Annotated in this window: 11 protein-coding genes; 4 read left to right on the top strand and 7 right to left on the bottom strand. The window is 67.6% G+C overall.

The annotated features are described in order from the left end of the window. Nucleotides 1–59 precede the first annotated feature (59 nt). Both XM50_RS18240 and XM50_RS18235 read right to left on the bottom strand, forming a co-directional pair. Complete coding sequence (locus tag XM50_RS18240) at nucleotides 60–1,169, bottom strand: NADH:flavin oxidoreductase/NADH oxidase (protein WP_046411447.1); 1,110 nt, start codon at nucleotides 1,167–1,169, stop codon at nucleotides 60–62. Then, entirely contained in the window at nucleotides 1,166–2,125 is a 960-nt protein-coding gene (locus XM50_RS18235; RefSeq protein WP_052742649.1) for a dihydrodipicolinate synthase family protein, read from the bottom strand. Before XM50_RS18235 ends, XM50_RS18240 begins: the two co-directional genes overlap by 4 nt. Nucleotides 2,126–2,267: 142 nt before the next feature. On the opposite strand from XM50_RS18235, the gene XM50_RS18230 reads away from it, so the two are divergent. Next, nucleotides 2,268–3,404, top strand: coding sequence for an NAD(P)/FAD-dependent oxidoreductase (locus tag XM50_RS18230; RefSeq protein WP_197075590.1), 1,137 nt, complete (start codon nucleotides 2,268–2,270; stop codon nucleotides 3,402–3,404). On the opposite strand, the gene XM50_RS18225 is transcribed toward XM50_RS18230, so the two are convergent. Genes XM50_RS18225 through XM50_RS18200 form a run of 5 tightly spaced genes read right to left on the bottom strand, consistent with a single transcriptional unit; the run spans nucleotide 3,385 to nucleotide 8,896 of the window. Next, on the bottom strand, nucleotides 3,385–4,128 hold the full coding sequence (locus XM50_RS18225; RefSeq protein ID WP_046411444.1) for an amino acid ABC transporter ATP-binding protein: 744 nt from the start codon (nucleotides 4,126–4,128) through the stop codon (nucleotides 3,385–3,387). The two genes, XM50_RS18230 and XM50_RS18225, sit on opposite strands and share 20 nt — an antisense overlap. Continuing rightward, nucleotides 4,106–4,795 carry an amino acid ABC transporter permease gene (locus XM50_RS18220; RefSeq protein WP_046411442.1) on the bottom strand — a complete coding sequence of 230 codons (690 nt, stop codon included), beginning with the start codon at nucleotides 4,793–4,795 and terminating at the stop codon, nucleotides 4,106–4,108. The genes XM50_RS18225 and XM50_RS18220 overlap by 23 nt, the downstream gene beginning before the upstream one ends. 2 nt (nucleotides 4,796–4,797) lie before the next feature. Continuing rightward, nucleotides 4,798–6,339 carry an ABC transporter substrate-binding protein/permease gene (locus tag XM50_RS19820; protein WP_197075589.1) on the bottom strand — a complete coding sequence of 514 codons (1,542 nt, stop codon included), beginning with the start codon at nucleotides 6,337–6,339 and terminating at the stop codon, nucleotides 4,798–4,800. 15 nt (nucleotides 6,340–6,354) lie between these two features. After that, the gene (locus tag XM50_RS18205) at nucleotides 6,355–8,124 is read right to left on the bottom strand and encodes an FAD-dependent oxidoreductase (RefSeq protein WP_052742648.1); all 1,770 of its coding nucleotides are present in this window, start codon (nucleotides 8,122–8,124) and stop codon (nucleotides 6,355–6,357) included. A 1-nt stretch (nucleotide 8,125) separates the two neighbouring features. Then, nucleotides 8,126–8,896 (bottom strand): SDR family NAD(P)-dependent oxidoreductase, encoded by a 771-nt coding sequence (locus XM50_RS18200; protein WP_046411439.1) that lies wholly within the window; start codon nucleotides 8,894–8,896, stop codon nucleotides 8,126–8,128. 101 nt (nucleotides 8,897–8,997) lie between these two features. On the opposite strand from XM50_RS18200, the gene XM50_RS18195 reads away from it, so the two are divergent. The 3 genes from XM50_RS18195 to XM50_RS18185 are packed head-to-tail and all read left to right on the top strand — an operon-like array spanning nucleotide 8,998 to nucleotide 11,786. Continuing rightward, complete coding sequence (locus tag XM50_RS18195) at nucleotides 8,998–10,425, top strand: NAD-dependent succinate-semialdehyde dehydrogenase (protein ID WP_046411437.1); 1,428 nt, start codon at nucleotides 8,998–9,000, stop codon at nucleotides 10,423–10,425. Nucleotides 10,426–10,434: 9 nt separating this feature from the next. Next, complete coding sequence (locus XM50_RS18190) at nucleotides 10,435–11,145, top strand: CoA transferase subunit A (protein WP_046411434.1); 711 nt, start codon at nucleotides 10,435–10,437, stop codon at nucleotides 11,143–11,145. Then, entirely contained in the window at nucleotides 11,145–11,786 is a 642-nt protein-coding gene (locus XM50_RS18185; protein WP_046411432.1) for a 3-oxoacid CoA-transferase subunit B, read from the top strand. Before XM50_RS18190 ends, XM50_RS18185 begins: the two co-directional genes overlap by 1 nt. Nucleotides 11,787–11,799: the final 13 nt, after the last annotated feature.

Here is an 11,799-nt window from a genome sequence, read left to right as displayed (position 1 = left end):
AACGAAGACGCCCGCGCTGCCAGGGGCGACGCGGGCGTTTCCTTGTCGGTTAAGCGATCTCAGCGATACCGCCGACGCTCCAGGAAGAAGGCGTAGTTACGCGGGAACACCGCATTGGGCCGCTCCATCCCCAGCTCGGCCGCGGCGCGATAGGCAAAGTTGCTGTCGGCCAGCAATTCGCGCCCGATCGCGACCAGATCGGCACTGCCCGACGCGATCGCCTGCTCGGCAATTTCGGGCGTGACGATCAGCCCCACCGCCATGCTCGCGACGCCGCCTTCGGCACGGATGCGCCCTGCATGGGGCACGAGATAGCCGGGGGAGGGAGGGGCATCGGCCACGCCCGAGCTGCCGCGTACGCCGCCCGACGAACAGTCGACCACGTCGACCCCCGCCGCGCGCAGCGCCGCTGCCAGCCGCACCATGTCATCGACCGTCAGCCCGCCGTCGACGCCGTCGAACAGCGACAGGCGATAGAAGATCGGCATGCCCTCGGGCAGCTCGGCGCGCAGCCGCCGCACGATCTCCAGCGGCAGCCGGAACCGCCCGGCCTCGTCGCCGCCCCAGCTGTCGCTCCGCTGGTTGCTCAGCGGCGAGACGAAGCTGTGGATCAGATAGCCGTGCGCGCCATGCACCTCGACGAAATCGAAGCCAGCAGCGACCGCGCGCTGCGCAGCGGCAGCGAACGCATCGATGACGCCGGCAATCTCATCCTCGCTTAGCGCATGCGGCGTCGGCCAGCCATCGAGGAACGGCAGCGCGCTCGGCGCTACCCTCTGCCACGCGCGCGGGTCCGCCGGGTCGATCGGCTGCGCCCCGTCCCACGGCACCTCTGCGCTCGCTTTGCGGCCGGCATGGGCCAGCTGGATGCCGACGGCGGCACCATGATCGTGGTACAGCCTGGTGATCGTCGACAGCCCGGCGACATGATCGTCGGACCAGATGCCAAGGCACCCGGGCGTGATGCGCCCGTCCGCCGTGACGCCCGTCGCCTCGACCAGCGCGCCGCCCACGCCCCCCAGCGCGAGCCGCGCATGGTGGGCACGGTGCCAGTCGGTGACGTGCCCGTCCTGCGCGACATATTGGCACATCGGCGACAGGATGATGCGGTTGCGGAACGCCACGCCCCGGCACGCAAAGGGCGTGAAGAGGACGGGCGTCTCGCTCACGCGGCGGTCCCGACGGTGTCGGTCTTGCGCGCGTCAATGTCCTTCATCAGCGCGTCGATCTCCTCGAAGATCGCGAGGATCGCGGCCAGCTTCTGCTTGCCCTCATCCCCCAGGCTGGCGAAGGTCGTCAGCGGCTGGCGCACATCGCCGACTGGATGGCCGACCGCAGCGGCCAGCGCCTTGGAATAGCATTGATGGCCATAGGTCGGGTGGCCCTCCGCGATGATGCGATCGGCGCGGTGCACCAGATGCTGGATCGCGGCGGCATCGCGCACGCGCCCTTCCTCCAGCAGCTCCCACATCCGCGTCGTCGAATAGGGCAGGTAATTGCCGTAAGGGTTCACATAGCCGACCGCGCCTAGCAGGAAGCTTTCCACCGGACGCTCGCCGGCGAACACGTTCATCACCCCGCCGGTTTCCTCGACGATGTCGTACACCCGGGCGACGTCCATGCTCGCCTCCTTGATGTAGCGGACCTGCTCGAACGCGGTCGTCAGCCTGGCGATCAGCGCCGCGCTCATGTCGCGGTTCGACGTCACCGGATTGTTGTACACCATGATCGGCACGGTGACCGCGTCGCAGATGGCGCGATAATAGGCGAAGATCTCGTCGTCGGTCGGCGTGTAATAATAAGGCGGGATGATCATCAGGCCATCGGCGCCCAGCGCCTGCGCCTCTGCGCTGTGCGCGACGGCGTTGGGCGTATAGGCATCCATCGTGCCGACCAGCACGTCCATGCGGCCATCGACATGCTTCACCGTCTCCTCGACGATCGTGCGGCGTTCCTCGCGGCTGATGGTCAGGAACTCGCCCGTGGTGCCCAGCATGATGATGCCGGGCACGCCGCAGTCGATCTGCCAGTCGAGGAAGGAGCGAAGCGCGCCCACATCGACGGTGGCGCCATCGGTCGAGAACGGCGTGACCGCGACGGTGTAGCTACCGCGGAATTTCTTCATGAACCTGCTTTCTGTCTGGGGACGCATGACGGATATGCTTTCGTCATGCGATGCGATAAGCGAACACTTGTAACCATAGCGCCCAACTTTGCAGTGGCAAGATGGGAACGTTACGGTGTTGGTTAATAACGGGAGCATGCGCGTGGACGAGGTGATCGTGGTCGGCGGCGGAATCGCCGGATGTGCGACGGCCTATTATCTGGCGCGTGATGGCGTTGCCGTGACGCTGGTCGAACAGGCGGGGCTCAGCGGCCTGGCGAGCAGCGCCAATGCCGGGAGCCTTCACGCCCAGATCCCGCACGATCCCTTCCGCAATCTCGGCCCGGAATGGGCGCAGAACTATGCGCAAGCGATCCCCTTCTACATGGCGTCGCTCGACATCTGGCGCACGCTGGAGGCGGAGCTTGGCACCGATCTCGAAATCGGCTTCGGCGGCGGCCTGCTGGTCGGCGCGACCGAGGCGGAGATGGCGGAGATCGCGGCCAAGGCGCAGGTTGAGCGGGTTGCCGGGCTGCCGATGGAACTGCTCGACAGCCGTTCGCTGCGCGAACACGCACCCTATCTTTCCGAATCGCTGATCGGCGGCGCGCTTTGCCCGATCGAGGGGAAGGCCAATCCGATGTTGGTCGCCCCCGCCTTCGCCCGCGCCGCGCAGGCGGCGGGCGCGCAGATCGCCAGCTACAGCGGCCCAGCGGCGCTCCGGCGCGAGGCGGGGGCCTATACCGTCACCACCGACACTGGCCGCTACACCGCCGATCGGATCGTGATCGCCGCCGGCTCGGCCAGCGGCGCGCTGACGCAGTCGCTGGGCGTGACGCTGGGCGTTCAGGCCTTCCCGATCCAGGTGAGCGTGACCGAGCCGGCCGCGCCGCTGATCAAGCATCTCGTTTACAGTGCTGGCGAAAAGCTCACCATGAAGCAGACGCGCGCGGGCAGCATCTTGATCGGCGGCGGCTGGTCGGCGCGGCTCGACGCGGAGGGGCGGCCGGTGGTCGATATCGAAAACCTGGCGCAGAACCTGTCGCTCGCCCGCGCTGCGGTGCCGGCGATCGGCGGGCTGAAACTGGTGCGCAGCTGGGCGGCCTTCGTCAACGGCACCGATGACTGGCTGCCGATCCTGGGCGAGCTGCCCGGCGCGCCCGGCGTGTTCCTGAACTATGTGCCGTGGATGGGCTTCACCGGCGGCCCGGCGGCGGCGCGCGCGATCGCCAGCATGGTGCAGGGCAAGGCGCCCCCGATGGCGGCGCCCTTAGACGCCTTCAGGCCGCGTGCCGGATGACGGCACCGACAAAGGCACGCGTCCGCTCCATCTTCGCGGCGGTGAAGATCTCCGCCGACGTCCCGGTCTCCACCACCTGCCCGGCATCCATCATCACCACGCGGGTCGATATTTCGCGTACGAACGCCATTTCGTGGCTGACCAGCAGCATGGTGATGCCGTCCCCCGCCAGCGCGCGAACCGTGTCCAGCACTTCGCCGACACGCTCGGGATCAAGCGCTGAGGTCACTTCGTCGAGCAGCAGAATCTCCGGCTCGACCGCCAGCGCCCGGGCGATCGCCACCCGCTGCTGCTGGCCGCCCGACAGCTGATCGGGATAGCTGTCGCCCTTGTGCCCCAGGCCGACCTTCTCCAGCAGCGCCATTGCGCGCTCCTCCGCCTCGCGCTTGGGCACGCCGTGCACCTTCACCGGCGCGATCGCGACATTGGCCCGCGCGGTCATGTTCTGGAACAGGTTGAACTGCTGGAACACGATCGACATTCGGCTGCGCAGCGCGCGCAGGCTGCGCTTGTCGGCATAATCGACCGCTGTGCCGCCGATGCAGACCGCCCCCGCCGTCGGCGGCGTCAGGCCGATCAGGACGCGCAGCAGCGTGCTCTTGCCCGATCCCGACGGGCCGATCAGGCTGACGACCTCGCCCTTGTCGGCGGACAGGGTAACGCCGCGCAGGACAGGGTTGCCGGCATAGCTGGCTTCAAGGTCACGGACGTCGAGATGGTGCAAGGCGGTTCTCCAGGCGCTTGGCGAGCAGGCCGAGCGGCCAAGACAGAAGGAAATAGAGGATCAGGACCGCGCCGAAGCCCAAAGTCGGCGGGAAGCCGCGGTTCACCAGGATCTTGCCCGAAAAGGTCAGTTCCACGACGCCTAGGTGCGAGGCGAGCGAGGTATCCTTGATGAACATGACGATGAAGGCGGTGGCGGGCGGCAGGATGATGCGCCAGCTCTGCGGCAGGACCACCAGCCAGAACACCTGCCAGGCGTTGAAGTTGAGCGCCTCGGCGCCCTCCACCTGGGTACGCGGCACGGAATCGAGGCCGGCGCGGATGATCTCGGACAGATAGGCGGTGGCATAAAGCGTGATCGCCACCGTCGCGATGCCGAGCAGCGACAGCTCCGGCGCGATGATCTGCGTTGCGAACAGCGACAGGATCAGCAGCACCAGGAAGGGCAGGCGGCGGAACGTCTCGACGACCAGCATCGCGGCGAACCGCAAGGGCGCCAGCGCCGGCGCGCGGGTGCGCCGCAGGACGGCCAGTCCCATGCCGAACGCAAAGCCGAGCGAGCAGCCGATCGCCGTCATCACGATCGTTCGCCACAGCGCGCCGAGCAGGAACAGCGCGACGCCCGGCGTGAAGAAGCGCGGCGCGCTTTCGACGATGGACTCGATCATGGTCAGGCCCCCGTGCGGACGCGGAAGAAGGTGCGCCCGAACCACGCCAGCGCCGCGGAGGCGATCAGGGTCAGGGCGATGTAGATGAGGCCCGCGACGGCGAACGTCTCGATCGTGCGCAGGCTCGTGGTGCTGACGTTGATCGCGCGGCCGGTCAGTTCCTCGACGCCGAACAGCGCGGCCATCGAGCTGCCGAGCACCAGCACGATGAAGAAATTGGCCAGCGGGCGGTACACCGTGCGCAACACGTGCGGCACGATGACATGAGTCATCACGTCGCGGCGGTGGAGACCAAGGACGCTCGCCGCCTCGAGTTCCGCCGGCCGCACCGATGCGACGCCCGCGCGGATGATCTCGGTCAGATAGGCGCCGGCGTTAAGCGTCAGGCCAATGACCACCGCAGTGAACGAGCCCAGTTTGATCCCCGCGTCCGGCAGCGCGTAATAAATGAGGAAGATCTGCACCAGCGCAGGCGTGTTGGTGAATAGCGTCACATAGCCGCTGACGAAGCTGCGAACCGGCCCTGCCGCATAAAGCAGCGCCATCGCGCCGCCGAGGCCGATCGAGGCGCCGATGATGAAGGCGAGGAACGCGATCTGCAGCGATATCGCCGCGCCGCCCAGCAGGTAGGGGATCTGGCCGATCACCCCGCTGAAATCGAAGGCGTAGCCGCTGCTCTCCGCCTGCGTGGCGGCGGGACGATCGCGCAGCGCGGGCGCGATCTGCTCCTCGCCCACCGGCACGCTCATGTCCGCGGCATAATGGTTGCGCCACATGGCGGCGATGCTGCCGTCCTTGTGCAGCGCATGGAGCACGCGGTCGAGTTCGGCCTGAAGGCTGGCATTGCCCTTGGCGACGCCAATTCCGCACCAGGCGGCGAAGATGGGGTCGGGCAGGACGCGCCATTTGACCTCGGGATAGTTGCGCGTGAAGCCCAGGAAGAAATCGGTGTTCTCGATCAGCGCGTCGGCGCGCCCCTGCGCGATCGCGCGGATCGTGTCGGCGTTGCCGTCGACCAGCAGGCGGCGGGGCAGGGGCAGCTTTTCCTGCAGCACGCTGACCGACTGGTTGCCGCGCATGTTGACCAGCGTGATGTCGGGGCGGTTCAGATCCTCCCAGCGCTCCGCCTTCACGCGATCGGTGGTGATGACCCCCATCGCTTCCGAATGGAGCGGAATGGTGAAATCGATCAGCGCCTGGCGTTCGGGCGTGATGGTCAGCGCGCCCATCGACATGTCGATGCGGCCCGACACCAGGAACGGGACCCGCTGCGCGGCCTCGGTCGGCACCAGCGTCAATTTGACGCCGAGCGCGTCGGCGATGCGCCGCGCCACATCGACGTCGAAACCGGCGAGCCGGTTGTCGTCGCCATAGCTGCTCATCGGCGGGAAATTGGGGTTCACCCCGACGCGGATCTCACCCGATTGGCGGACATCCTCCAGCGTGCGCGCATGCGCCATCCCGCCTGCCACCACAGCAATCAGAAACGATACGATCCAGCACAGGCGCAGCACGGCAGCCCTCCCCGCTGCGTCGAATGACAATGACCCTCCGGCCAGTCAATGTTCTTCTGTCGAACTTTCGTTCTTTATGCGACCATTCGTTGCGGTAGCGACGATCTGATCGATCGTCGTCGGCTTGAACGGGGCGCGCGGCGCAAAGCCCGGCAGCGCGGTGGCCACGTTGCCCTCGCCGGCCGCTTTCAGGCGCGCTTCGATCACGGCGGCGCAATATCTTCCCCCGCACGCGCCCATGCCCGCGCGGGTTGCGCGCTTGATGGCCGAAATATCCCGCAGACCGGCCGCCAGCAGCGAATTCACGGCCGAAACAGGCACGCTTTCACACCGGCACAGCAGCGCATCAGGCCGCAAATTCGGCAGCCCCACGGGCGCGTAGATGCGCCACAGCGCATCCTGGAACACACGATGCCGCCCCAACTCGCGAACCGCCTTCGCACGCTCCGCGGCGGCAACAGGTCGCCCGCCCAGCGCCTCCACCAGCGCCGCGCCGCCAAGCACGCCCTGCGCCATCGCGATCCGCGCGCCGCCCAGCCCGCCGCCGTCGCCGATCACCTGAACATCCTCGATCGTGGTGTGCCCGGCATCGTCGCGCACGACGCGGATCGTGCCGTCGGCGCTGCTCTCCGTCGCGCATCCCAGCGCCCGCGCCGCCTCCGCTTGCGGCAGGAAGCCATAGCCCAGGCACACCGCATCAACCTCGAACGACCGCTCGCTGCCGGGGACGATCGTACCGTCGGCATCGGTCCTCGCGACCGTGACCCTCTCCGCTTTGTCGAAGCCCTCGATCCCGGTCACCACATGGCCGTACAGCATCGGCACCTTCGCCCGGCGCAACGCAGCCAGCATCCCCGCGCCATCCATCACCAGCCTTGGTGCAGCCTTGGCCATGCGAAGCACATCGAGCGTGCGTCTGGGCCCCGGTGCCGGTGCAGCCTCGACCAGCGCCACCACCTCACATCCTGCGCGCAGCAATTCGCGCGCAACCTGAATGTTGAGCGGGCCATTGCCCGCCACCAGCACGCGCCGCCCCGGCGCGGTCGCATAGGCGCGCAGCAACGTCTGCGCCGCCCCCGCCGTCATGACGCCCGGCAGCGTCCAGCCGGGCACCGGCCACGCCCGCTCATAGGCGCCCATCGCCAGCACCAGCCGCTTCGGTCGAACCACCACCGCGCCTGCATCACCGGAAAGGCTGATCGACAGCTGCCCCGCCTCGTCTCGTGTGGCGGCCCACATCGTACGCCCATGCAGCAGGCGCGCGCCGGCCGCCAGTGTCTGCCCAATGAGCGCTCGCCCCTCGGCGGTCTGCCGATCGCTGCGTTCAGGATCGATCGCAAAGGCACCGGCCGGCTGCTTGAAATACTGCCCGCCCGCCATTGCGCGCTCGTCCGCGATCAGGACGTCGAGCCCGGTGGCTGCCGCGATGCGCGCGGCGGACAAACCCGCCGGTCCAGCGCCGACGACCAGCACGTCGGGGGTCTCCACCGTAGCCGCGCGGGGGGCGGGCAATATCGTCCTTTCGCCTGCCACGACGCGGTTAGGCGCCTGCTTGATCTGCTGGTCAGGTTTCGCCGGGGTCATGCAGGCGAGGCGCACTGCGCCGTCCACCTCCACCCGGCATTCGCCGCACACCCCCATGCCACACCACATGCCGCGGCGCGCGCCGGTAGACGCCTCCCGCAGCGCGCGCTTGCCCGCCGAGGTCAGCGCAGCGGCGACGCTTTCGCCCGGCCACGCCTTGATCGTCTCCCCATCAAAGGTCAGCTCGAAGGGTGAGCCGCGGCGTTCCGCTCCGGGCAGGGTGATGCGCATGTCAGCGGATGTACGTCGCGCCGTTCACGTCCAGCGTCGCGCCCGACAGCTGCCGCGCCGCGCCGCTGGCGACGAAGGCGACGATGTTGCCGACTTCCTCAGGTGTGACCCATTCGCCGCTCGCCAAGGTGGCGTTGACCGCCTCCTCGCCGCCCTGGCTGGCGGCAAACTCCTCTGACAAGCGCGTGCGGACGACGCCGGGCGCGATGATATAGGCCTGGATATTGTCGCGAGCGTAGGCGCGCGCGATCGACTGGGTGGCGGATCGCACCGCCGCCTTCGACGCACCATAAGCGATGGTGGCCGGATTGGTGACGCCGCGCTGCGCTGCCCAGCTCGAAATGGAGACGATCGCACCACCTCCGGCCTCTTTGAAGTGGTTCACGGCCGCGCGCATCAGTCGCGCTGGCCCGCGCACGTTGACCTCCAGCGACTGGTCCCACGCCGCCTCGAAATCCTCATCCGGCCCATCGAAGGCGCCGTTGAACGGCATCACCGCCGCATTGTTGACGAGCACGTCGATCCGCCCACGCCACGCAAGCGCCGCATCCCACAACGCCAGCGTCGATGCGCGGTCGCCGAGGTTGGCGGAGAGCAGCGTCACGCGGTCTTCGGGATAGCCGTCGACTGCCCGCCGCGCGCCGGCTTCGTCGCTGCCATAATGGGCGATCAGGTGCGCGCCGGCATCGAGCAGGATGCGCGCCGTTGCTGCCCCGATGCCCTTCGACGCGCCGGTCAGAAGGATGGTCTTTCCGCTAAGTGCTTCAGTCATGGTAGAGCCATATCGCCGCGAATTTTGCTCGTAAAGCGAACTTTCCGGCGCTATGCGAACATCAACAGTCGGGGCGCAACGATCGTCCCGCGCGGAGGATTATGGCTTACGATACTGAATTGCAGTTGTTCGTGGACGGCGCGTGGCAGGGCAGCGAAGGACGCGACGCGCAGCCCGTGCTGAACCCGGCAAACGGCGATGCGATCGCGGCGGTACCGCTCGCCTCCAAGGAAGACCTCGACCGGGCGCTGGACTCGGTCGGCCGTGGTTTCGTGACGTGGCGCAACACCGAACCTGCGCAGCGCGCGGCGGTCCTGCACAAGGCGGCGACGCTGATGCGCGAGCGGGTGGAGGCGATCGCCACCTTGCTGACCACCGAGCAGGGCAAGCCGATCGGCGAGGCGCGCGGCGAAGTGGGTGCCAGCGCCGAACTGCTCGATTTCTATGCGGCGGAAGCGACGCGGATCGACGGACGGGTGCTGATGCGCCCGGCGGGGTCACGTTCGATCGTGATTCGCCAGCCGGTGGGCCCGGTGGCCTCGTTCACGCCGTGGAATTTCCCGGTTTATCTGATGATCAAGAAGCTGGCACCGGCGCTGGCGGCGGGCTGCTCGGTCGTGGCCAAGCCGCCCGAGGAGACGCCCGGCTGCACCAGCGCGGCCGTCCGCTGCCTGCTCGACGCCGGCCTGCCGGGCGAGGTGCTGCAGCTCGTCTTCGGTGATCCGGATCTTGTCAGCCGGCACATCCTGGGATCGCCGGTGGTACGCGCGCTGAGCTTCACCGGATCGGTGCCGGTGGGACGTCATTTGATGAAGCTGGCGGCGGAGGACCTGAAGCGTACGACGATGGAATTGGGCGGTCATGCGCCGGTCCTGATCTTCGACGATTGCGATCTGGAGCGTACGCTCGACATGGTCGTGCCGCAGAAGTTCCGCAACGCGGGCCAGGTCTGCGTGTCGCCGACGCGCTTCTACGTCCAGCGCAGCATCTACGAGAAGTTCGCCAATGGCTTTGCGGCGCGTACGCGCGGCGTTGCCGTGGGCAACGGCATGGACCCCGACACCAAGATGGGGCCGCTGGCGCATGGTCGCCGGCCGGATGCGATCGAGGCGCTGGTTGACGATGCCGTGTCTCGCGGCGCGCGGGTGATGGCGGGTGGCGGCCGGATCGATGGCGGCTTCTTCTATCAGCCGACCGTGCTGGCCGACGTGCCGCTGGAGGCGGACATCATGTCGAACGAGCCGTTCGGCCCGGTCGCCCTGATCCAGCCGTTTGACACCGAGGAAGAGGCGATCAGCAGCGCCAATCGCCTGCCGTATGGCCTGGCATCGTTCATGTTTACCGAGAACGGACGCCGTGCCGCGCGTGTGTCGGATGCGATCGAGGCAGGCATGGTGGGCATCAACAGCTTTGCCATCAGCGGCGCGGATTCGCCGTTCGGCGGGGTCAAGCACAGCGGCTTCGGCAGCGAGGGCGGGCGCGAGGGGCTGGAGCCGTTCCTGAACGTCAAGGCAATCCACCAGGCCTGAGGCACGGCGATGCGCTCCAAGATCTACGACAGCCCGGCAGCGGCGCTGGAGGGCGTGCTGTTCGACGGCATGACCATCATGTCAGGCGGCTTCGGCCTGACGGGCAACCCGGAGAGCCTGATCCCCGAGATCAGGGCCTCCGGGGTCCAGCGGCTGACGGTCATCTCGAACAACGCGGGCGCGAACAACTTCGGCCTGTGGATGCTGCTCCAATCGCGGCAGATCACGAAGATGATCGCGTCCTATGTTGGCGACAACAAGCTGTTCGAGCAGCAATATCTGTCGGGCGAGCTGGAGCTGGAGCTGACGCCGCAAGGGACGTTGGCGGAGCGCATCCGTGCGGGCGGGGCTGGCATCCCCGCCTTCTACACCGCAACGGGGGCGGGCACCCTGCTGGCCGAAGGCAAGCCGGCGGAGATGTTCGAGGGGCGGGACTATGTGCGCGAGACTTGGCTGCGCGCAGACCTTGCCATCGTGAAGGCGTGGAAGGCGGACCCCGCGGGCAATCTGGTGTTCCGCCGCACCGCTCGAAACTTCAATCCCGAGATGGCGACCGCAGCCCGAGTCACGGTCGTCGAGGTGGAGGAGATCGTGCCCGCCGGGAGCATCGACCCCGATCTGGTCCATACGCCCGGCATCTACGTCGACCGCATCGTCCAATGCACGATCAACGAAAAGCGCATCGAGAAGCTGATGACTCGACCCCGGGAGGTGGCGTGATGGCCTGGACTCGCGACCAAATGGCGGCGCGTGCCGCGCGCGAATTGCGCGATGGTGATTACGTCAACCTGGGCATCGGCATTCCGACGCTGGTGGCCAATCACATTCCGGCAGGGATCGACGTGATCCTTCAGTCGGAAAACGGCATGCTGGGCATGGGGCCATTCCCCTATGACGATGAGGTTGATCCCGACCTGGTCAATGCGGGCAAGCAGACGATCAGCCTGCTGCCGACATCAAGCTTCTTCTCCTCCGCCGACAGCTTCGGGATGATTCGCGGCGGGCATATCGACCTGACCATCCTTGGGGCGATGGAAGTCTCGGCGCGCGGTGACATCGCGAACTGGACGATACCGGGCGCGATGGTGAAGGGCGTCGGCGGGGCGATGGACCTGGTGGCCGGCGTGAAGCGCGTGATCGTGGTGATGGATCACGTGTCGAAGCATGGGAAGCCGAAGGTGCTGGAGAATTGCACCCTGCCGCTGACCGGCGCGCGCTGCGTCGATCTGGTGATCACGGACCGGTGCGTCATGCAATGCGGTGAGGAGGGGCTGACCCTGGTTGAGCTGGCACCCGGCGTCACGCGGGACGAGGTGCGCGCATGCACCGGCGCGCCGTTTCGCGAGCTTGCCGTCGCCTGATCCAGGCGCCGCG

It is taken from the genome of Sphingomonas sp. Ag1 (assembly GCF_000980895.1).
Classification (GTDB): Bacteria; Pseudomonadota; Alphaproteobacteria; order Sphingomonadales; family Sphingomonadaceae; genus Sphingomonas; species Sphingomonas panaciterrae.
Note: the sequence above shows the minus strand (reverse complement) of the source record. Positions and strands in the feature narration are given on the sequence as shown.